This is a genomic window from Brevundimonas sp. 1080 (assembly GCF_040545985.1).
Classification (GTDB): domain Bacteria; phylum Pseudomonadota; class Alphaproteobacteria; order Caulobacterales; family Caulobacteraceae; genus Brevundimonas.
The window spans coordinates 318,336-340,620 of sequence record NZ_JBEPMW010000002.1 but is presented as its reverse complement, the minus strand read 5'-3'; the positions used below and the strand labels follow the sequence as shown (position 1 = coordinate 340,620).

Sequence of the window (22,285 nt, the reverse complement as noted above, 5' to 3'; positions counted from 1 at the left end):
AACTGCAAAGGAAGATAAATCTGAAGGTTGACCATGAAAGTATGCGTCATCGAGGATGATCCTCTGATGCTGGGCCATCTGGAGGACATTCTGAAGCGCATGGATTACCAGGTCATGACCGCCGGTTCGGTCGATAAAGGTCTGGAAATCGTGCGGACATGGGAGCCCGACGCGGTCGTCATTGATATCTTGATGCCCGATCGCGACGGCCTGGACTTCATCCTAGAAACCCGCCATCTCCGGGACCGAATGCGGGTGGTGGCTATCACGGGCGGCGGCCGGCTTGGACCGGGCCCTATTTTGGAGATGGCTTCGGGTCTGGGCGCTCGCGCCACTCTCAAGAAGCCTATCACCGAGGATGCGTTGAAGGCGGCTCTAACAGGAGCCTAAAACGATTTATCACCCTTATCTTATGACTTGGCGCGAGTTTTCTTAGCCACCGCGTAGAATCAGAAGGACGCTGACCAGGTTTCGGTTGGTGTAGTCCCTTCAGGCAAGGGGGAGGTCAGCTAAGAGTCAGAGTTGGCCATGGCCGCGACAGCCATTGTCTATGTCCGCTTCCGACCCATGTGAGACGTTTGAAATGTTGGCTATCCGGCTGTTGGGTCACGAGCCTGCCTTTCTCGAAGTACACGTGATGAATGTCTGAAGCGCGCGCAAATCGGACCTAGCGACCTTTTAGCCCGGCGATATTTTTGTGAGGGGGACGCCCTCCGGGGCGCATTCTTTGCGTTACGTGAGCACGGCGACAGCGGGTATTTGCTGACCGTAGCGCTCATGGGCAGTCTGATGTAACCACCTGCGCGGAACGGCGTTGTAGTCTGGACTAGCAGTTGGGGACATAACGTGGCGACAAGAGATACGCAGCACCGTGACGCCGCGTTCGGCATTCCAGGGTTAGACGATATCTTGGCGGGCGGGCTGGAGCGCCAGCGTGTGTATCTTCTGGAGGGCGCACCAGGGACTGGCAAGACCACCTCCGCGATGCGGTTCCTGCTCGAAGGCGCGCGGCTCGGCGAACGGGGTCTCTACATCACCCTCTCCGAGACCGAGGAAGAGCTGCGTGGCACAGCTCGAAATCACAACTGGTCGCTTCAAGGCGTCGATATCTTCGAGCTCGTTCCGCCTGAGAGTCTTTTGGACGAACAGCAACAGCAGAGCCTGCTCTACTCGTCGGACCTGGAACTGGGCGAGACGACGCGGATGATCTTCGAGTCTGTCGAGCGGAATCATCCCCGCCGCGTGGTGATCGACAGCTTATCGGAGATCCGCCTCTTAGCTCAGAGCTCGCTCCGGTATCGACGCCAGGTTCTGGCGTTGAAGCATTATTTCGCCAAGCATGGGGCGACCGTCCTACTGCTCGACGATTTGACGACCGATATCAACGACAAGACGGTGCACAGCGTGGCCCACGGCGTGATTCAGCTGCAAGAGCTGGCGCCAGAATACGGCGCGGAACGACGCCGGGTCCGGGTGATCAAATACCGAGGCCGTCGCTTCCGGGGCGGCTACCATGATTTCACGATCAAGACCGGCGGCCTGGAGGTCTATCCTCGGATCGTCGCATCCGAACACCACTCCGCCTTCCCCCGCGACCTGATGTCGAGCGGCGTGACAGAACTCGACGCCCTGTTAGGCGGGGGCGTCGAGCGCGGCTCCAGCGCCCTAATCCTGGGACCCGCCGGCACGGGCAAATCGCTTTTCACAATCAACTTCGCCGTGGCGGCGGTGAAGCGCGGCGAGAAGGCCGCGCTATTCGTTTTCGATGAAGAGCTTGGTCTCCTCTACGACCGCATGGCCAAGCTGGGCATCGATCTGAAGTCGATGGAGACGAACGGCGACCTCATCATCGAACAGGTCGACGCTGCCGAACTTTCACCTGGGGAGTTCGCGTCGCGCGTTCGAGAGTGTGTATCGTCCCGAAACATCCAGACTGTCGTGATCGACAGCTTGAATGGATACCAAGCCGCCATGCCGCAGGAGCAGTTCTTGGTGCTCCACATCCACGAACTGCTCCAGTACCTCAACCGACAGGGCGCCTCGACCTATTTGACGGTCGCCCAACACGGCCTGGTGGGCGAGATGAAGGCTCCGATCGATGTCACCTATCTGGCGGACACGGTCATCCTGCTTCGGTACTTCGAGGCAAGGGGAGAAGTTCGACGAGCCGTCTCGGTCATCAAGAAGCGAGCTGGTCAGCACGAGACGACGATCCGCGAGTTCAATATCGGCTCCAACGGGCTCACGCTCGGGGCGCCGCTGAACGAGTTCCAGGGTGTATTACGCGGTGTGCCCAACTTCGTGGGGCCTGGCGCCGGCCTGATGGGCGATCCCTCCGCGTGAGTGACGGAGGCAGCATTTCACGCCGCTCTTTGGTGCTGACCCCATCGGGGCGCGACGGAGCGATCGCTCTCGCGATCCTCTCAGAGGCGGGGTGTCCGGCGCTTCTCTGCCGCGATATCGACGATCTCTTAGCTCGCATGGATGAAGGCGCCGGCTTGGCGATCGTCGTTGAGGACGTCCTGCGCTCGGCCGACCTCAGCGGGCTTTCGAAATGGATCGAAAGGCAACCGTCATGGTCGGACTTTCCCTTCCTGATTCTGACCCAGCGCGGCGGCAGCGTCGAGCGCAACCCGCTGGCCCAACGGCTTTCGCAGATGCTCGGCAATGTGGGTTTTTTGGAGCGACCCTTCCATCCCACCACCCTTGTCAGCGCGGTCCGCACCGCCCTGCGCGGCCGAAGCCGCCAGTATGAGGCGCGTGAGCGTATTGATGAGATCAGGCGTGGCGAAGCGCTGTTGGAACGTCGCGTCCTGGAGCGAACCAGCGAACTCGAAGCCGCCAACCGACAACTCGCCGATCAAATCACCGAACGTGAAAAAGCCGAACATGCCCTGCGCCAGGCTCAACGCCTTGAGGCTGTGGGGCAGCTAACCTCTGGGGTGGCCCACGACTTCAACAATCTGCTGACGGTAATCATCGGCAACGTCGAGCAGATCCAGAAACGGACTGAAGATCCAACCCTTACGAGGCGGTTGTCCATGATCGCTGAAGCCTCTCGCAGAGGCGCGCAGTTGACCGCCCAGATGCTGGCTTTCTCGCGCCGGCAGAAACTTGAGCCGCGACCGATCGACCTCAATGAGACCGTTTGCAGCATGAAGGACCTTCTCCAAAGCACCATCGGCGGGACCGTCCGTATCTTAGAGCCAGAGCTCGCAGACGACCTGTGGCCGGCCATGATTGATCCTACCCAGATCGAAATGGTCATCCTCAATCTTGCTATAAACGCGCGCGACGCAATGAATGTCGGCGGAACGCTTAAAATCCAGACCGCGAACGTTGTCGCGCGCACGCCCTTGACCCCCGAAGAGCCTCCTGCCGGAGACTACGTGATGGTGTCGGTGGCGGACGATGGTTCAGGCATGTCCGACGAGGTGCTCGCGAGGGTGTTCGAGCCGTTCTTCACAACGAAGGCGGTGGGTAAGGGGTCCGGCCTGGGGCTGAGCCAAGTGTACGGTTTGGCGAAGCAATCCGGTGGCGGCGTCACCATCGAGACAACGATCGGGAACGGCACGACAATCAGGATCTTTCTGCCCCGCGCAGCCGCCAATCCGCAGACTGAGACCCTCCCTGTCGCTCCCATCAACCTCACGCCGCGCCCTGACACGACCATTCTGGTCGTCGATGACGACGACGCAGTCAGGGCCGTGACGTCCGGTTTCCTTGTTGATCTGGGCTATCGTGTCATCGAGGCCGGTAGCGGCGGCGCGGCATTGGATCTTTTTGATCAGCACCCGGGCATCCAAGCCGTCGTGCTGGATTTCGCCATGCCGGGTATGAATGGCGGAGAGGTCGCTAGAGAGATGACAACCCGAAGACCAGGCTTCCCGATCCTTTTTGCGACGGGCTATGCTGATCTTGAAGCCTTGGCTGCTACGACTGAAGTTCGAATAGTCCGAAAACCCTTTGATCAGAACGATTTGGCGGCCAAACTCTCGTTGGCGCTCGCTTCCACCACGGCTGCCGCCCCTACTGATGTCTGCTGTTAGACCTTATTCGACGTGGAACTAGCATTCCCACAGTCTCGAGAACAGACTTGCGCCTAGCACCGGCCTTCAGACGTTTTTCAGGGCTTCCGAATGTCACGTCATCGGCACATTGAGAATGTCGCTGTCGGCGCTTTGCGGACCCGCCATCCCAGGCGAGGAAAGGGTGCTTTGCGCCTAAGCGCCATTCGATGGAAGGGTTACTGAAGAAAAGTGTTCGTTCTCTTCCTCGCGCATATTATCCGATTTGCAAGTTCAGGCGGGAGTTGAGCTTACGACCGGCTTTGACGTCTAGATAAAGCGATCTCCCGGCGGTGGTCCGCGGCAGGCCGATACTCACGGCAAAGGAGATCGCCCATGTCCATAACGCCCGACCTAGTCCTCGCCCTCGCAACCTTGATCAGCGCCATCGCTGGCCTGATCTCGTCGCTTCGCCGCAGTCGCTGAACCCTGCACGACCCTCGCCTGCGTAGGACCGGTCTATGGCCGCGAATAGGGAGAGTTGAACGCCAGACATCTATCTATGGTTAGGAGCTACACGCCGGTTAGGAGAAGCTATGTAAACCGGCCGCCGACTAGCGTCGGTCCGTGCGTCTTGCCGCCTTCCGCGCTACAGACCTCGCCGTTGCGCCGTTTCTGACGCCGTATCCCGTTCTGGCTCTTGATCGTCGTCGTGGCGCTGTTCACCCTCCTGGTGGTGCTGAACTGGCCGCGCGTCGAGCGTCTGGCGCCACCGGCGGCGCAGTTGCCGGGGGAGGGGGCGGTCGATACTCGATCAGTCGGCGGAGCTCGAAGCGCTGCGGTTTTCCTGTATCGTCGCTCGCATCATAGGCGGCGACACCCTGCGCTGCAAAGATGGCGCCCGCATTCATCTACACGCCGTCGCCGCCCGCGAGAACGACGAAACCTACTCGCCTGGCCATCCGTGTCCGGATGCGAGGGCCGCTGCCGCCACGCGCGAGCTGCAACGGCTGGCCGAAGGTCAGACCCTCTCCTGCGCGTCAACCGGCCGCAGCTACGACCGGATCCGCCATCTGCTGCGCCGCAAGTCGTCGAGATCAACTGCGCCATAGTCCGCAGCGAGAGGGCGATGGTCTGGCCACGGTTCGATCGGGAGACTCCGATCTGTCGCCGGTCGGTCTATCCGTCAGCGCGGTCGGCTGCGCCTGGCCGATTCTGACGCATTGGCGCCCCACATACCGCGCCGCAGAAGATCGCGGTTGCCGAGCCAAGCCGATGCGGAGGGTTTCGACGGGATCGCGTTTCGCCCCAGATACCTTCTCGGTTGTCTCACCGACGAGACCGCGTGACGCTGTTCCAGCACGAACTGCGACGGCGGCGCTCTAGCGGCAAAGCGTCATTATGTCAGCCCCTCATCCTCGCGCATGCTTGCGCGGGTTTCGATCGCTGACGCCTTGGCTACTCGGTCGCCATACCATCTCATCCAGCAACGGCGGCACGAAAGGCCATCCCTGATCAGACCGTAAGGCGGCCCTGACGTGGAGACAAGGTACACAAACCTTTTCGGCGCGAGGAACTCTACGCATGATCTGCTCTTTCTACTCTGAAAGGAGAAACGCCATGCCTCGTGGAGACAAGTCCGCCTATACGGATAAGCAAGAACGAAAAGCCGACCACATCGCCGAAGGTTACGAGGAACGCGGCGTATCCGAGAAAGAAGCCGAACGCAGAGCTTGGGCGACGGTCAACAAGGATGATGGCGGGGGCAAGAAGTCCGGATCGGGCCGGGGCAAGAAGACCGGACATCCCGCTGCGCATAAGGGTGGAAAAAAGGGCGGCGCGGCCTCCGCGTCTAGGTCCCCGGCGGACCGCTCCGCAGCAGCCAAAAAAGGCTGGGAGACCCGTCGCAAAAAGGCCGACTAGGGATTGGGCGCCGGGTCGGTTTTCGGCCGTTCCGTCCCCTTGGTCTTTTAGGTGTGAGCGCACCGCTCTGGACGCCGTCTACAGCCGCGCCGCCCACGCCCTTAGGCGCAGCCTATGGCCTTCTTCGTCGAAGACCAGCTTATTGGAAGACGGCATACTCTATCGATCCGATGCCAGGACGGGCTCGTGCATCCGATTATAGCGCACGGTCCAAAAAACGTCTCCCGCACCAGATTGCCGACTGTCGAGCATCGGCCTTCGCCATATCCATGGTGTGGTGAAGCGCTGGCGGAGAGGTAGCGTTCGGCCGGATCTTGGCAGGCCGGGCCCGGTGTGGAGACATCCGCGCCGTCGTCGTCGAGCCTACTCCATCCCTTTCGAAGGGTCATCGCCTGGGGTGTGGGGATCAATCTCTCGTTCGCGCTTCGCGCCACGTAAGTAGCCATAAGCCATGACACAGAGAAGAATAATTGGTCCGCCAATGATGACAAACCCCCAAGGGAAGGTTTCCATCACGTGCTCTCCTTCTTCGGGGATGCCGTTGTCGCAGCCGCAGCAGCGCTGCCGTCCTCATACGGGCGGGTCGGACTTGCTGCGCCCGGCAAGTCTGATATTGGCCCCTCGTGACCGGCCGTCTCCTCCGTAGCGTAAGTTCGACCTTCCTGAAGTCGCCGAGTCGCCGGGTCCGGGCCGACCTGCCCGCCGGGACCGATACCTCCCGCCTGCAGCTGCTGGTCTGCTGGGGTCGTGTCCAGACGAAGACCCTTCGCCACCCCCGGCGGCAGAGCGGCCTCGGCTTCCTGATCGGTTTTCATCAGCCCCGCAGCTCCTGTTCGACTGCATCCGCCTGACTGCCGACCTTCTCGACCGCTTTGCGAAGACGTTCTTCGCTCACGTTGAACTTGGCCGCCCAGTCTCGGACCTCATAATCTTCGGTCAGGCTGATGCGCTGGCGATCCGCGCCGCCCCGTTTGGATTTGTCGTCCGTCATGCTTTCTCTCCTATTGATCGAAGAAAAACACACGCGCCCGTCGCCCTGTTCCCGTGTCTAGAACTGGTCACTCGAGCAGACCGCGCCGCGACAGGTCTATGATAGTTCAATCGGGCAGCGACGCGATCGCCTCCATGTCAAAGGCGTCTTCAGATTCAGTGTCGTCAACGAAGGTGCGGTTGGTCCTAACGCATCGTCGATAGTCACCACGATGACTGAACGACCTGCCGTCTGGTCAAACGCGCGCGGCACTTCAGGCAGATGCCGGCCTGAGAATTGATGGGGGCCTTCCGTGGCGCCATGGTTTCAGTTCTTCCGAAACCTGCACGACGTTACGCGGTTGTGGAGGTGGGCCGATCGCGAAATCGCTTCATCTGTTACCTGAACCCTACCGCCGTCCCTGCGAGGCCGGCGGCCTTTCGTTCTGCTTGGTATGAGTTACGGTCCAGCCAATTAGTGCATATCGCGTGACAAAGGCGTTCCGATTAACTTGTCGTAAAAGCACAATCTACGCCGCAGAGTACGGGTAATTTTATCGCCCAGACGACGATGCGGACGGAATGCTAAACGGGCGTCCTACAGCGCAGACACAACCTTTCGAACTAACCGCCTCCTTGCCTATGCGCTTTTATCAGTTGGTATTGGGGCCGCGGAGTTTTTGCATGAAGGGCTAGGGGGCTTAAAGCCATTGGCGAAGACTTGCTTAACGGAACCGCATCTCAAGCCGAACGACCTGGGTGAGGGTCGGCCCTTCAGTGCCTACAAGACAGTTAGTTTCTCGGCGCGCGCTCTCAACATAGAAGTAAGGTCGGCACCGATCCATGGGTCAAAGTACGGATCAGCGGTGTCGTCAATGTCGAACATCTCAGTCGACAGACAATCGCATGTTGTCAGCGAGCGATGTCGCCGAGGTAGCCGCAACTTGGTTCATCCTCAACGAAGAGGGCAAGATAACCTTGGCCGAAGCGATGTCTGAAGCACGCCCAGTGGTGCACGTCATTAAGAGAGTTCCAGTTGCTGGGTCCTGCCTCTCGTAGAACCGGCACGGCTATGACGCCATCGAACGCACGAGATCAAGGGCGATCCGGCGCAGCTTCGGATCCGCCACCCGCCGCCAACTGAAGATCAAATCCTCCAGCTCCCGATCCTCAAAGGTTTTGACTTCATGGGGCGTGGCCTCGCATGATCCAGAGTGATTTGGCGGCAAAAGGGGATGGGCGCTTGACTGAAGACTCATGATGCAATCGGCCTGATATGGGACGCTGGCGGTTTCCTTTGCTCGACCTTGCAGAGACTACGCCAGATATGTCGATCTCGTCCGCTTCGCGGTGCTTGACGCGACGAAAGCGGACCTTCGGCTTACTCCAGCATGGGGCACATCGAACACTGGTGTGGCCGCAACGCTAACTTGCCCCATGGCCATGCATCAACGCGTTTAGCGAATGCGCTACATGTCTAGGGCGGTACATTCCTTGCACCGGATGGAGCATCGTCTGGTTTAGGGAATGCTAAACGTTGCTCAACCCGGCGCAATCAGGTTGTGACTGCAAGCAACGCCGCCTCATTCGGGAATGTCACGTTGGAGTGATCGTCCTTACCACCCCCCACGAGCCTACGGCGAGCGGGCGTAGTGTGGTGCATGGACACGCTCGCTTGAGTGCGTGTTGAATTGAGGCGGCAACCGATCGGTGCCCAAGCTCCGAGAATTAAGCTTCTCTTGTGATGTCGGGTGACTAAGATCTCCACCTTCGGCATGTGCGCTGTGCCATCACGGGCGGTCGACTTTAGATGTCTAGCGTTATCTCTCTCTTAGATGCCGACTCAAGTTCCGATGAGCTTCGCGCCGTTCGTGCAATCAACCAAACCGCTGGGCTGATCGCGGCCAACCTTGAACTCGACGCCCTCGTGCAGACCGTAGTCGATATCGCGGTGGAACTGACAGGCGCACAGTTTGGTGCGTTCTTTTACAACGTCATCGGCGAGGATGGTGAGGCGTTGAACCTGTACTCTCTTTCGGGTGCCGAGCGCAGCGCGTTTTCCAGTTACCCCCACCCACGCGCCACACCAGTCTTCGAGCCGACGTTCAAGGGCACTAGTGTTGTTCGATCAGACGACATCACAGCTGATCCGCGATACGGCCAATGGGCGCCCCACTATGGAATGCCTTCGGGCCACCTGTCGGTGCGGAGCTATCTTGCGGTTCCGGTGAAGTCTCGGTCCGGGGACGTGATCGGAGGATTGTTCTTTGGGCACGGCGAGCCTGGCCGCTTTAGCGATTGGCACGAGCGGGTCGCTGCGGGCATATCGCAACATGCGGCGGTAGGAATAGATAACGCTCAGCTTTACGAGCGCGCCAAGGCCGAGATTGTCCGGCGGGAGTCGACCGAAGTTCGACTGCGGGACACGCAACGGCGCCTGAGCGCGGTGCTGGACAATGCCAGCGTGTCGATTTTTCTGATGAACGAGATGCAGCACTGCATCTACATGAATTTAGCCGCCGAACGGCTGACTGGATTTACGCTAGCCGAAGTGCTGGGTCGTCCTCTGCATGACGTTATTCATCACACGCGCCCAGACGGATCACCGTTCCCGCTGCACGAATGCGCCATCGACCGGGCCTTTCCTGAGAACGCCAATACTCAGGGCGAGGAGGTCTTCGTTCACAAATCTGGTCGTTTCTACCCCGTCGCCTTCACCGCCAGTCCTGTCCATGATGAAGAAGCTAAGGTGGTCGGCACGATCATCGAGGTGCGCGACATCACCGATGAAAAGAAGGTGGAGGAAGCACGTGAACTCCTCATGCGCGAGGTTGATCACCGCGCACGCAACGTCATGGCAGTGGTGCAATCGTTGGTGCGGCTCACCAAGGCCGACGACCTTCAAGTCTACAAAACTGTCCTCTCCGGCCGCATCAGTGCGATTGCTCGCGCCCATACCTCGCTCGCCAACCGGCATTGGGAAGACGGCTGTCTGCGGGACGTCGTTCAGGACGAACTTACGGCGATGTGCCCGAGGGAGCAGATCAGCTATGAAGGGCCGCCCGTTTATTTGGCTCCAACCCAGGTGCAGCCTCTAAGCATGCTGGTCCACGAGCTTGCCACAAACGCTAACAAATACGGCGCATGCAGCCACCCCGCCGGAAGGGTCTCGGTGACTTGGACGCTCGGGGGTGGTCAGGTCCATTTGATCTGGCGGGAGACGGGAGGAGCAGGCTTGGCTCAGCCGCAACGCGAAGGCTTCGGCACGCTTTTGATCGCCAGCCTTGCTGAACAACTGAAAGCCGAGGTCACTAAGAGCTGGAATCAGAGCGGGTTGACGTGTGAAGTCGTTTTTCCAGTCTGACGTTCGCTCTCAGTTCTCCAACAATGTGAAGGAGGACCAAAATGCCAAGCTTCGTTCTTTGACGCTCGCCCCGCTCGCCCACCAAAATCTAACTCGTTTGGTGCGCATGTCGCGGTAGAACTACGGGGCGGATATTCGCAAATCGTCTGTCGTCGATAGCGCAGGAAGACACGCTGTTGGCCGCTGCGATTTCCAGACAACCTACGAGGCGGGAAGCCTGACGAAACTCGAAATTGAACTCGCGGTCTCCCGACAAAGACCTAGCAGGAGGGTTGGATCCGGCTGAACAGTGCGATCCGGATCCGCGCTTCCTACTGGTCAGAGGACTCGCAGGTTAATGGCGGACGCCTTGCCAGCGCGCGACTTTTCCAGATCGTAGATGACCGCCTGTCCGTCGTTCAGACCGGACAAACCGGCGCGCTCAACCGTCGAGGCGTGGACGAAGACATCGGGACCGCCGTTGCTTGGAGCGATAAAGCCAAAACCTTTGATTGGGTTGAACCACTTCACCACGCCGTCTCCGGAGCCCATGTGATCGCCGCCGTCGCGTCGGTCACGCGGGGCGTTGTCGAAACGACGCGGAATAGGCGCGCGGACCGAGCCGGCGCCTTTGCTGATCATGACGAGATCGACCGCGAATGATTTGCCAGATCGGCGATCCTGTTCGAGCTCGTATGCTATCTGGTCGCCTTCATCGATACCGACAAGGCCACTCTGTTGCACGGCCGAAACATGGACAAAGACGTCCTGTCCCCCATTCTCCGGCGAGATGAAACCGAACCCCTTCGCGGAATTGAAGAATTTAACGGTGCCGCGCGCCATTACAGACGTCTCCATCAGATCTTGAAACCTGTCGACCTATCTCACGACCGATCAGGACGCCAGCACTTGCCCGATCGGCCCCCCCCCCGCTCGACCCCAGTGTAGAATGAAGGTTTTCGCCGATATCGTTTTTAGCGACGGACAGCCGAACCCAGGAGAGGGATAGACCGTCCCTCCCACAAGGTGGCTCATTTGCCGGGCCGCCCCACTTCAAGACCGGCTCCGACACCAAAAATCAACCGGTGTGGCCGATAGTTCCCAATATGCGATGATGCTGAACCCAGCCTTGCAGAAATAGGGCGCTTTCGTTGGCGGCGGATTCCAAAGCAGGTGGGCGAGCGTGACGGGTTCTTGTTGGAACTGACGTGCCTTCAATGGGTTTCCCCGGAGTTTATAGGGACACTCATTCTATGAAATATCTCGCCATAGCCAGCGTCGCTTCGATGGCTGTTCTCGCAGCCTGTAATCAGGGCGGCGACAGCGCGGATCAGAACACAAGCGAAGCCGTTAACGCCACTCAGGACGCCACATCGGGCATCGTTGGCCAGACCTCAGCGATGACCATGGGTGCCAATACGGTCGACGGCTTCGTCACCAACTTGGCCATCGGCAACATGTATGAGTTGGAAGCAGCTAAAGTAGCGGCGGCCAAAGCCAAGAATCCTGACGTCAAGGCGCTTGCCGCAATGATTAGCAAGGACCATACGGACGCCGGCCAGAAGCTACAGACCGCAGCCGTGGCTGCTGAGCCGGATCTTGCGATCCCGACTGCGCTTGACGAGCGTCGGAAAGGCTTGGTCGATAATCTGAATGCGGCGACGCCTGATGATTTCGACAAGATCTATCTCAATCAGCAAGTCGCTGCTCACAACGAAACCCTGACACTACTGAATGGTTTTTCCGACAATGCTGAAGCGCCCGGCCTAGCCAGTCTGGCTCGCGAGCTGATTGCACCCGTCACGATGCACCGTGACCGCGCCCAAACCTTGCTTGACGCGATGAACTAGCACCACGACCGAGCGAAACGGCCGCCGTTCTCACGGACGGCGGTCGCTAAGGCGACTATGCTAGGTCGGGTTTGCTAATTTGGAGCTATAGGCCAGATTTGCCGGAGAGTGATCAGCAGTTCCAGCGAGGAAAGATTGAATGACTGACTTATTGGCCCGCTTGAGCTCAGCGTCTGAAATTCACGAAGTGAAAGAGGCGGATGTGGGGTTCAGTATCATGGCAAAGCCTGGCCGGATTGATGATTTTTCTTTGATGGTGCGTGAGGCTCTCGAGTGTCCCGACCCGCCCTTTGTAGTTTTCGCGACGCCGATCAGGAGCGTTCATAATGGACATTATGAGCGGGCCCATGTCCTCCCGCTGTGACGAGCTTACCCCCCTGCCGACTGCACGTTAGTGTCGTGTTTGGCGCACAGGATGTGGCTGATGATCTGGCGGGGAACACAGCACGTAAAATCGGATTATGCGGTCCGTCCTGCCCGGGAGATTTAGTTGCCAGACGCTGTGTGTGTGTTCGTCGTCGATGACGACCCGCTTGTCATGCTTACGATTGAACAAGCGCTCGAGGATGGTGGGTTCGCCCACAAATCGGCATCTTCAGCCGCAGAAGCCAATGACCTTTTTGCCGAGTTCGGCGGAGGGTGCCGCGCTCTCGTGACTGACGTGAATCTAGGCGAAGAAGCTACGGGCTGGGATGTCGCCCGGTCTGCTCGCGAAATGAACCCGAGTTTGCCGGTGGTTTATGTGACCGGCGATAGCAGCCATGACTGGCGCGCTCAGGGCGTCCCCGATAGCATTCTCATTGAGAAGCCGTTTGTTGCGGCCCAGATCATCAACGCCGTTGCGTCGCTGCTCAACACAGAGACAACTCTGCGAACCTGAACGATATATCGAAGGGACGGAACCGCAAACAATGAACGCCGCCCCGGATCTTAAGTTTGTCACAGATAAGCCAATCACACTGCGGCCGGCCAACAGACAAGCTGATCTAGTCTGTTGAAGGGGACCCAATCGATCGGTACTCAGCACAAAGAGATAAGGAGGCCAAATCCGTCACCCTGAAGGGGCGGCGACTTAAGTCGTGCAGCATAGAAACCTGCCGTCCCAAACGGTCTCGAAGAAGAGTTCCCAATGCGCTCCTTCTTGTTCCGCCGAATCCGCCAGTTCGTGCGGCTCCCAAAGGCGGTCCACCGAGCCAGAGTCTTGCTCCAATGTGGATGTGGACATGCCATCCCAGGCTCAAGTCTCGAGCTAATCCGTTTATCGGCGATCACACTATCGCAGGGCTTCGGAACAAGTGATGGCCGCCATCCTCGAGGATGACGGCCCAGTATCACCGACAGGTCAGCTGGGAACGACCCAACTTTACAACCCGCAAAGTCTTGTCATGTTCCGATCTGCGAGGTTTGAGCGCTGGCGACATAGGAGATCGCCATTAGTGCACGCGCCCGCGTTCGCCTTCAGCACCGAGGGAATTCGCCTAGGAACATTTCGTGCAATCATTCTAGCGGTCTCCCGCGCCGGTTGATGCCGGGGGTCGCCACGCAACCGTCACGACCGGATTGGGTCGCCACATTCCACACAATCTTCCGTACCTTCACCGATGGGCATGCGTGATCTCGCGGCTAGGACACCGTCCAAAATGGTGTCTTTAATCTGATCCAGCACGGCTCCGTCCCGAGTCCAATCACCACCCATTTTAAATACCGGTCTCCGATCGTTAGACAGATGAAGATGGGGGTGGGGCGGCGGGCGTCCCAAGCGCTGCCGTACAACAAATGAGGGCGGCTCAAGACGCTCGTGCCTGGGTTAGTTGTGCCAAGACCGTCGCGACGAATCGTACACGTAGGGATGATTGCGGTGTGTTGGCGATAGCGATGTTTCGTGAGTGCGATCAACGCGTCGTCAGCAGATCGCTAGGCCGGACTGATCGATACAGAGAGACGCTGGCGTCGGGAAAAGGCCTGCGGTAATTTCGCCGGACACGGCGGTGGCCTCAACGGCCGTCCCGGCGATTTCCAGAACGACATGAGGTGACCGATGCTCGAGGCTGGAACGACGTGTTGGCGTGTGGATGCTGTGCCACGCGTCGCATTGCTCGTCGATATGGAGCCCTATCTCGCGGCGGCGAAAGCTGCCATGGAGAACGCGACGCGTTCGATTTACTTTCTGAACTGGGCGTTCGATCCTGACACCGTCATCGACCATGATGCGATCGGGGAGCATGGACCGTTGCGGATCGGTCCCTTTCTCAATGCGCTGGCGGAGGCGCGCCCTGAACTCGACATCCGCATCCTCTGCTGGCAGGCCGCTCTTCCAGTCGCCGCCACTCAGCGTTTTTTTCCTTTGCGCAGCCGTCGATTCTTCGCAAAAACCCGTGTCAGCTTCCTGTTGGATGGTTCTCTTCCCTTAGGTGCGTCCCATCATCAGAAGCTCATCGTCATCGATGACGCCGTGGCCTTCTGCGGCAGTTGCGATATTGGGCCTGATCGATGGGACAGTCCGGAACATCTGCATCCCGATCCGCGTCGGGCAAAATCGCCTAAGGGCTCGCCTTGCTATGACTGCCGTCATGAAGTGATGGCGATGATGGATGGTCCGGCAGCCGCGGCGCTTGGGGCGCTTTTTCGGGAGCGATGGTTACGCGCCACGGGTGACGAACTCCCTATGGGCGAGGCCCCGCTAGACGATGTCTGGCCCGATGATGTGGAGCCGGATTTCCAAAACATCGCTGTGGGGATTTCCCGTACGCAGGCGCCGTGGAAGGATTTGCCTGAACGCCGCGAAGGAGAAGCCGCGATGCTCGCCGCCATAGCGGCGGCGCGGAAGCGGCTTTATTTCGAGAACCAGTATTTCACTTCGCCTATTGTGGCCGCGGCCTTGGCTCAGCGCCTTGATGAGCATGATGGGCCCGAAGTCATCCTCGTATCGACGCAGCATTCCCCGAGCTGGTTCGATCAAATGACGATGGATAAGACCCGGTCCGTGTTTCTGAAACGACTGGAAGACGCTGATCGGTACGGACGATTTCGGGCCTACAGTCCGGTGACGAAAGACGGACAAACGATCATCGTCCACGCCAAGCTCGCCATAGTTGATGATCGGTTCGTCCGGCTCGGGTCGAGCAATATGAACAATCGGTCCGAAGGTTTCGACACCGAATGTGACGTGTCCTTTGATACGCGCCCCTCAACCGACACGAGTTCGAGCACTTGCGTCGCTGTGTTTCGAAGCCGGCTGATCGCCCATTGGCTTGGTTGCACTGTGACGGAGGTCCAAGACGCCACATCAAGGAGTTTGATATCCGGGATTGATGCCCTGGCGGAAAGGGGTTTTGACCGTCTCAGGCCGCTCCGGGCCAAACCTTTGGGCGCTGTAGCGGCCTTCATCGCATCCCACCATCTCGGCGACCCGATATCAGCGGCCGACAGTTTGAGGCCGTGGCGCCGGCCAGCGCTGATGCGCCGAAAAATGGCCGAGACCGTGCGTCGACTGGAACGCGCGAACGTCGAAGCTCCCCAGATGGGCGTTCCGACCGGTTGAAGGCAGCAGTTCACGTCAACGGTTGGCGACTAGTAGCGGACTGCCTAGGGGAAGCGACGACATCGGTCGGATCTCCCCGCGTTCGAAACGCTGAAGCTTCAGCTGTCTTCCTGACCTCAGATCTGGCCGCGGAAGGGTAGACTAAAGCGAGGGTTAGGAGGCGTTGTTGGTCTGCCGGTCTGCCGGTCTGCCGGTCTGTAGGAAAGAGGAGTGCGGGGTTAAGATCAGCGGAACGTCCAGACGATGGTCCCATTAACTAGCAATGGACAATCGGCGCAGGCGGCGACGCGGTATTCAATCGTTAAGCCTAAGCTTCATGGCGGGCGCTGTAGCGGCCGAGATTATTAGGCGGATGCCTGTTATCGCTCGTGCGGCAGAGCAGCCTAAGCGACTGCCGGGGGAGGTATCCCAAAAGCCTAAGGTCGCCGAGACGAATGAGGCCAGGGCTGGCGAAACCGGTAGGGGACGTCAAGCCGAACGGCCGAGCCTTATCCCTGTCCGGGGCTGGAAAGATATCTTGAGCCGGACCTACCAGGAGTTCAACGAAGACCAAGTTCCGCTGATCGCCGCCGGATGCACTTTCTACGCCCTGCTCGCGCTGTTTCCAGGCGTCACAGCCTTGGCTGCGCTTTACGGCCTCGTCGCCGACGTCGGTGACGCCTTAATCCATATCGAAGCTTTAAGCGCAGTGCTGCCGGCTGCGGCCATTGATCTCATCGGAAGTCAGATGGTCAAGGTCGCGGCTGCAGGCGAGGAAGGCCTTTCCCTCGCCTTCGTAGTCGGCCTCTTGACCGCACTGTGGAGCGCCAACAAAGCAATGAAGGCGATCGTCACCGGCTTGAATATCGCCTATGAAGAGGAGGAAAGGCGGGGTTTCATTGCCAAGACCTGACCCCTCTCGCCTTCACCGTCGGGCTTATCCTTTTCGCGATGGCGGCGATCGGCCTTGCAGCCGTCGGCGCCAGATGGACCGGCGCGGCGAACCCGATCATGCAAATCCTCTGGACGATCTTATACTGGAGTGTACTCTTTAGCGGCGTTGTGGTCGGCATGACGCTTCTGTATCGGTTCGGTTCAAGCCGTAGCCGTGTCCGGTGGCGATGGGTGACGTGGGGCAGCATATTAGCCGCCGTTGCCTGGCTAGCCATGTCAGGGACCTTCACCTTTTACGTGTCGCGGTTTGGAAACTACGACGAGACATACGGGACTCTAGGCGCAACGATTGGCTTTATGACTTGGACTTGGTTGTCGAGCATCGTGTTCTTGATGGGCGCCGAACTGAACGCCGAGATCGAGCATCAGACTGCAAAGGACACCACGACGGGTACGCCTCGGCGTCTCGGACTGAGGGGTGCGGTGATGGCCGATACCGTGGGCGAAGCTAGATGACTGTGCTGTTGCGGCCGAACGCCCGGCAGCCTCAGCGGTGCCGGGCCGCCGCCGTCCCTAGCTTTCACCGGCGCGAACTCGGCCGCCTGAGACTTCGCAGGGGGCGTGTCGACGACAATGGGGCCATTGTCCCCAATCTCCTTGAGCGACAAGATGGTCTTTTAGGCCGTCATTCAGGATACTGCTGCGTCTCCGGCCTAACGTCGGTTTCAGAAGCACATGAACTTGTCGCTCGCCGTCGCCCAACTGGCCGAGCGAGATCCTGTAAAGCCGCGGGTTCAAGCGCCTCCCGAAACCGCTTGAGCTCCCGGCGCCGGCTGCGTCTTCGCCACCTCTGGCTGGGCTGCCGCGCGCTTTACCGAGCTGGTCGGTTGCTTCCTGATCAGGGTCTCGGGCGCCGCCGTGACGCTTGTCGTTGGAAGTGTTCTCGGATGGGCCAGGCTTATTGGTGTCGGTCATCCCGCTTTGCTCGCAGCCCAACGAACAGGACCGAGTTTCAATGCTCGGAAACGAATCAAGAAAACTCGGCGCGTCCTTTCGCGTTAGTGGCAGAGACGTAGAGGGTTTGTTGTGAAGCGAAACGCCTACACCTGCGCTACAATGGGCATCTTCTCTCGCCCATTGGGCGGACGGTCGCCATTTGTCGGTTTGGCCGTCCTTGATGAGCCTGGGACAAACTCATGCCGAGTTCGGGCCGCTAAAACGAGGGGCGAAGACACGTCCAAAAACGAGCAGGCTAAAATTTCCCAGCAGCTCTGGCTCGCGTTGAGCTTGGCCTTTTTCCGCTCCATCGTTTCGGCCGCCGCCTCGGAGAATGACGACCGCACTGACGCCAAGCTGGGCGCATTGCCACATCACGTCGGGAAGGAAAAGGACGGAGGTCTTATCTGCGCAAGAGAGGGGACCGACGATCGCTGTGAAAGCCAAGCACACATCCGCGCGGACCGCCCCATTCATGTCTAAGGTCACCGCTTACAGCCCAACGGGCCCGATCAATCCGCCTGAAGCACGAGGCCCACGCAATGGCGATTTGCCGGCCTATGTCGGCAACGGAGTCATCGGCCTGCGCGTGCGTGAGCAGCCGCTCCAAGCCGGCATGATGATTGTCAGCGGTTTTGCGGGCGAGCATCCGGAACGCCGGATCGAGGCCGCTGCGCCTGCCCCGTACCCCTTAGCCGGCGATATCGCTCTCAATAGCATTTGGCTCAGCGACCAACCGTCCGCGGTATCAAACCTAGTCCAAGCCTACGACTTCGCCAGCGGGGAGTTGACGAGCGCTTTTCGGTTCGAAGCGGGGGGCATTATCGCTGACGTCGAGATCCTGACCTTCGCCAGTCGATCGGCGCCCTCTGTCGTAATGCAAGAGGTCAGCGTCAGCGTCGATAAGCCCTGTGAGATCGCCTTGCGTGCCGTGGTCGAGACAGGCGGATTAAGAGGACGGATGGTCCGTCGCAGAACCGACACCCCTGGGGAGCCCGAGCCGGTTTGTGACGGTTCCTTCCTGTGGGAATCGGACGGGGGTCTCAGCACCTGCGGTCTTGCGCTCGCCACGGACTTGGCAGGCGGGTCGGCGAAACGGACCGTGAAATCCTGGGACATCTCTGGACCGTTGCGCAGTGAATATAAGCTGCGAGCGCGTTCCGGACGCCGGGTGCGGCTGCGCCAGCTGGCCGCCATCCTGCCCTCGGTTCTTCACGACCGGCCTGACGAGGAGGCCGTCCGTCGCGTGGCCCGCGCCCACGCCAGCGGATTCGAAACCTTGCGCCAACGCAATCGCGAGGCCTGGGATGAGATCTGGAAGGGCCGGATCCTCGTGCATGGGGCGACACAGGAACACCAGGCCATGATCGACGCCGCAGTCTTTTACCTGAACTGCTCAACGCACAAGGCGTCTCCCTCCGCGACCTCGATCTTCGGTCTGGCGACCTGGCATGACTACAACTACTACTTTGGCCATGTCATGTGGGACATCGACGCCTTCTGCGTCCCCCCGCTGCTGTTCTTTCAGCCGGACGCGGCGCGCGCGATCCTGGACTTTCGAACCCGCGGACTGCGCGCGGCGCGATCCATCGCTCGGCTATCGGGGCGCGACGGGGTGCAGTTCCCATGGGAGGCGGCGCCGCTATCCGGGCAGGAGGCCTCGCCCGGAGGCGGCGACGGCGCCGCCCACGAGGACCATGGCTCCTTGCATACCGCGCGCGCTTTTGGACTTTACGCCGACGTCACCGGCGACGAGGCTTTTCTGAGAGAAGAGGCCTGGCCGGTGCTGTCGGGTGTCGCGGATTGGATTGTCAGCCGCACAACGCGGACGAAGCGCGGACTGGAAATCCTGCGCGCCACGGGGCCAGCCGAGGTTCCAGAGCCGCCTGACAATGACGCCTTCACGATCATGGCGGCCAAACAGGTCCTGTGGCGCGCGGTCCGGGCGGCTGAGCAGACGGGACGAGCGGCTCCGCCGGAATGGGCGAAGACCGCTGAAAACCTCTATCTTCCGGTCCGAGCCGACGGGGTGATCGCCGCCCATGATGATTTTCGGGTGTCCGAGCCGAAGGGAGCGACGCCGTCGCCGCTCGCAGGGCTGTTCCCGTACGATCACCCCGCTCCGGAGCGGGGGCGGCGCAATACCTTGGAATTCTATCTACAGCACTGGGCCGAGTACGTCGGGGCGCCGATGTTCCCGGCCTTCTACACGACCTGGGCCGCGATGGCGGGCGACCGCCGCCTGGCCCTGAAGCTGTTTGAAGAAGGGTACGCCCAATACGACCAGGCTCGCTTCCGTCAATGCCTGGAGTACCGCCCTGATCATCCCGACAGCCGGGTCAAGGCGGGGCCCTTCTTCGCCAATCTGGGAGGAATGCTGCTGGGCCTAATGCTTGGACTGACGGGGGTCGTCATAGACGACGATGATCCCCTGACCTGGCCCCGCCGTCCGATCGTCTTACCGGAGGGGTGGACCGCGATCGAGATCGGACGGGTCTGGGTGAGGGGGCGTCCGATGCGCCTCGTCGCTCATCACGGGGCGGACCGCGCCGAATTGACGCCGGTGCGCTGACGGGAACGGTCGAGAGCGAAAATCTTTTTGTCCTCTGAGGAGATTGCCATGGCCCGCCCCCGAACCCCGTCCAGCACCCCGTCCAACGAAGTATCCCCGCAGGAGACACCGTCGACGCCTTTGTCGCCGGAGGCGGCCCGCCAACTTGATTTGAAGACTGAGCGCGAGGCGCGCCGACAGGCGCAGGTCGGCCGGATTGTGCGAGGCGATGGTCAGGGGCCGGGATAAAGGTGTTCAATAGCGAACATAGGAACGCTGTTGCGATGCAGGTTTTCTACAGGTTCACCTTTAACGCGGAGAGCCCGGATGGCTGAGAAAACCCTCGACAACCTGTTCTACGATACGCTCAAGGACATTTATTACGCCGAGCGCAAGATCGTGAAGTCGTTGCCCAAGATGGCGCGGGGCGCAAACTCCGCAGATCTGAAGGCCGCCTTTGAAAAACACCGTGAGGAGACCGAAGGCCAGATCGAGCGCCTTGAGCAAGTCTTCGAGATCATCGGCAAGCGCGCCATGGGCAAAACCTGCGACGCGATCGAAGGCATCCTCGCCGAAGGCGACGAGATCCTTGAAGAATACGCCGGGACCGCGGCGCTAGACGCCGGTCTGATCGCGGCCGCCCAGGCGGTCGAACACTATGAGATCACCCGATACGGCACCCTCAAGCGCTGGGCGACGCTGCTCGGCTATGAAGAAGCGGCGGCGCTGCTCGATGAGACGTTGCAGCAGGAGTCCGTGACCGATGAGAGCCTGACGGCGCTGGCCGACGCCGCCGCCAACGCCGAAGCTCAGGGCGCTTCGGCAGCATAGACCGCCCTTCAAGCCAAGCTCTGACCGCTTCCAAGGGCCATCCCTTCCCAGTCAATAGGCAGGGATGGTCCCTAGCGATACGTAAGTGTGGCCAGAGCAAGCATCTCCAGGCCATGCGTCACGATCGAAATGGATAGGGCGCGGGCCCGTTCGGCATGCCGGCTAGTGAAGATGGCCGGGAGGACTAGGCGCTCTTCTTCGTCTTCGGCCTTACTGCTGTCTTGCCGGCGGACTTGGTGCTGGCCTTTGTGTTTTTGGCTGCGGGTTTGGTCTTGGACCCGAGGCTCGCGCGGAGCGCCGACATGAGATCGATTACATTAGTGTCTTCCGGCTCGGAGACCTTGGCCGGCTTGTGGCCATTCTGCTTCTCCTCGATCAGAGCTTTAAGCGCCTCTTCGTATCGGTCGACAAACAGGCTGGGGTCAAACGGTCCTTCGCGTTGCTCGATGATGCGCTGAGCGATGGAGATCATGTCGGGATCGGCTTCGGCGTCGCTGATGCCGGCGAAAATCGCATCCGCCTTTCGAACCTCGGCGTCCGTACGAATGGTGTAGGCTAGAATGCCCTTGCCCCGGGGTTCGAGCGCCAGAATCCGTTCGCGCGTCGAAATCACCACCCGCGCGAGGGCGATCTGGCCGGAGCGTTCCATGGCGGTTCGTATGACCCCGAAAGCCTCCTGGGCCATCTTTCCGTCGGGCGCGAGGTAGTAGGGATTGTCCCAATACAAACGGTCTATGTCGTCTCCGGGTACGAACCGCTCGATGTCGATCGTCTTGGTGCTCTCGAGCCTGACGGACTTGATCTCCTCGTCCGTCAGAAGAACGTATTCGCCCTTGGAGACCTCATAGCCCTTGACCAGTTCCGACCGCTCGATCGGCCCGGTGTCCGGATCCGTGGTGATCATCTTGATCCGGTTGTTCGTCTTCGGATTGATGAGGTTGAAGTGGACGTCGCCGCCTGAACTGGTCGCTGTGTAGAGCGACACCGGGCACGTGACGAGCGACAATCTCAGATGTCCTTGCCAGCTCGGACGGGACGCCATGACCGGTTCCTTTGACACATTGCAGAGCGTTTAGAACCACAACGACTCTGCGCGGCGAATGGCTCCCTAGCCGCAGGGCGCGGTGTCTCCGGTCTCCAGGTCGATCCTAAAACAGTGTTCGTCGCCCGAGGCGATATCGCGCACGATCACGCTGAAGTCCGAACCGTCGTCGATAGGAGGATGGAAATCCTCGACATAGGCGACCGCCGCCGCCTCGAATGACGCCTCTTTCACCATCCGCGCGTGATGGGCGTCGACATGGCGGGCATGGACACGAAAGTTTCGGGTGGCGTGAGGGGTCATGGCGCTCTCCTGCCGATCAAACGCCTGTGCCGAGAAAAGGATTCATCGGGTCCAAC

At 60.0% G+C, this 22,285-nt stretch carries 16 protein-coding genes and 1 pseudogene; 12 read left to right on the top strand and 5 right to left on the bottom strand.

All coding sequences use genetic code 11. The features are described from left to right. Positions 1 to 33: 33 nt before the first annotated feature. From ABIC32_RS07025 to ABIC32_RS07010, 4 genes are all read left to right on the top strand, one after another. The gene (locus tag ABIC32_RS07025; RefSeq protein WP_354073418.1) at positions 34 to 390 is read left to right on the top strand and encodes a response regulator; all 357 of its coding nucleotides are present in this window, start codon (positions 34 to 36) and stop codon (positions 388 to 390) included. Between the two features lie 456 nt (positions 391 to 846). Further along, complete coding sequence (locus tag ABIC32_RS07020) at positions 847 to 2,343, top strand: ATPase domain-containing protein (protein WP_354073416.1); 1,497 nt, start codon at positions 847 to 849, stop codon at positions 2,341 to 2,343. A gap of 137 nt (positions 2,344 to 2,480) precedes the next feature. Next, on the top strand, positions 2,481 to 4,049 hold the full coding sequence (locus ABIC32_RS07015) for a response regulator (RefSeq protein WP_354073414.1): 1,569 nt from the start codon (positions 2,481 to 2,483) through the stop codon (positions 4,047 to 4,049). Between the two features lie 1,578 nt (positions 4,050 to 5,627). Further along, positions 5,628 to 5,930, top strand: coding sequence for a plasmid stabilization protein (locus tag ABIC32_RS07010; RefSeq protein ID WP_354073412.1), 303 nt, complete (start codon positions 5,628 to 5,630; stop codon positions 5,928 to 5,930). Positions 5,931 to 6,744: 814 nt separating this feature from the next. Here ABIC32_RS07010 and ABIC32_RS07005 read toward each other — a convergent pair. Further along, positions 6,745 to 6,921, bottom strand: a complete 177-nt coding sequence (locus ABIC32_RS07005; RefSeq protein WP_354073410.1) for a DUF3606 domain-containing protein — start codon at positions 6,919 to 6,921, stop codon at positions 6,745 to 6,747. A 1,788-nt stretch (positions 6,922 to 8,709) separates the two neighbouring features. On the opposite strand from ABIC32_RS07005, the gene ABIC32_RS07000 reads away from it, so the two are divergent. After that, a complete protein-coding gene (locus ABIC32_RS07000) occupies positions 8,710 to 10,263 on the top strand; it encodes an HWE histidine kinase domain-containing protein (protein ID WP_354073408.1) in 1,554 nt (517 codons plus the stop codon). Between the two features lie 318 nt (positions 10,264 to 10,581). Here the strand turns inward: ABIC32_RS07000 and ABIC32_RS06995 are convergent, their stop codons facing one another. Further along, positions 10,582 to 10,794, bottom strand: coding sequence for a cold-shock protein (locus ABIC32_RS06995; RefSeq protein ID WP_354074114.1), 213 nt, complete (start codon positions 10,792 to 10,794; stop codon positions 10,582 to 10,584). A 93-nt stretch (positions 10,795 to 10,887) separates the two neighbouring features. Beyond that, positions 10,888 to 11,085 (bottom strand): annotated as a pseudogene (locus tag ABIC32_RS06990) (cold-shock protein); the annotation flags it as partial. A gap of 410 nt (positions 11,086 to 11,495) precedes the next feature. Here ABIC32_RS06990 and ABIC32_RS06985 point away from each other — a divergent pair. The 7 genes from ABIC32_RS06985 to ABIC32_RS06955 all read left to right on the top strand — a co-directional run bounded on the left by ABIC32_RS06985 (position 11,496) and on the right by ABIC32_RS06955 (position 20,884). Beyond that, complete coding sequence (locus ABIC32_RS06985; RefSeq protein WP_354073406.1) at positions 11,496 to 12,092, top strand: DUF4142 domain-containing protein; 597 nt, start codon at positions 11,496 to 11,498, stop codon at positions 12,090 to 12,092. A gap of 508 nt (positions 12,093 to 12,600) precedes the next feature. Continuing rightward, on the top strand, positions 12,601 to 12,972 hold the full coding sequence (locus ABIC32_RS06980; protein ID WP_354073404.1) for a response regulator: 372 nt from the start codon (positions 12,601 to 12,603) through the stop codon (positions 12,970 to 12,972). Between the two features lie 1,158 nt (positions 12,973 to 14,130). Then, entirely contained in the window at positions 14,131 to 15,633 is a 1,503-nt protein-coding gene (locus ABIC32_RS06975; RefSeq protein WP_354073402.1) for a phospholipase D-like domain-containing protein, read from the top strand. Positions 15,634 to 16,150: 517 nt separating this feature from the next. Further along, positions 16,151 to 16,525 (top strand): YihY/virulence factor BrkB family protein, encoded by a 375-nt coding sequence (locus tag ABIC32_RS06970; RefSeq protein WP_354073400.1) that lies wholly within the window; start codon positions 16,151 to 16,153, stop codon positions 16,523 to 16,525. A gap of 38 nt (positions 16,526 to 16,563) precedes the next feature. After that, a complete protein-coding gene (locus tag ABIC32_RS06965; RefSeq protein ID WP_502909314.1) occupies positions 16,564 to 17,022 on the top strand; it encodes a YihY/virulence factor BrkB family protein in 459 nt (152 codons plus the stop codon). A gap of 814 nt (positions 17,023 to 17,836) precedes the next feature. Further along, on the top strand, positions 17,837 to 20,074 hold the full coding sequence (locus ABIC32_RS06960; RefSeq protein ID WP_354073398.1) for a glycoside hydrolase family 65 protein: 2,238 nt from the start codon (positions 17,837 to 17,839) through the stop codon (positions 20,072 to 20,074). 306 nt (positions 20,075 to 20,380) lie between these two features. Further along, positions 20,381 to 20,884 (top strand): YciE/YciF ferroxidase family protein, encoded by a 504-nt coding sequence (locus ABIC32_RS06955; protein ID WP_354073396.1) that lies wholly within the window; start codon positions 20,381 to 20,383, stop codon positions 20,882 to 20,884. 184 nt (positions 20,885 to 21,068) lie between these two features. Here ABIC32_RS06955 and ku read toward each other — a convergent pair whose 3' ends face one another. Beyond that, complete coding sequence (gene ku, locus ABIC32_RS06950) at positions 21,069 to 21,926, bottom strand: non-homologous end joining protein Ku (protein ID WP_354073394.1); 858 nt, start codon at positions 21,924 to 21,926, stop codon at positions 21,069 to 21,071. A 66-nt stretch (positions 21,927 to 21,992) separates the two neighbouring features. Then, a complete protein-coding gene (locus ABIC32_RS06945) occupies positions 21,993 to 22,229 on the bottom strand; it encodes a DUF5961 family protein (protein WP_354073392.1) in 237 nt (78 codons plus the stop codon). Positions 22,230 to 22,285: the final 56 nt, after the last annotated feature.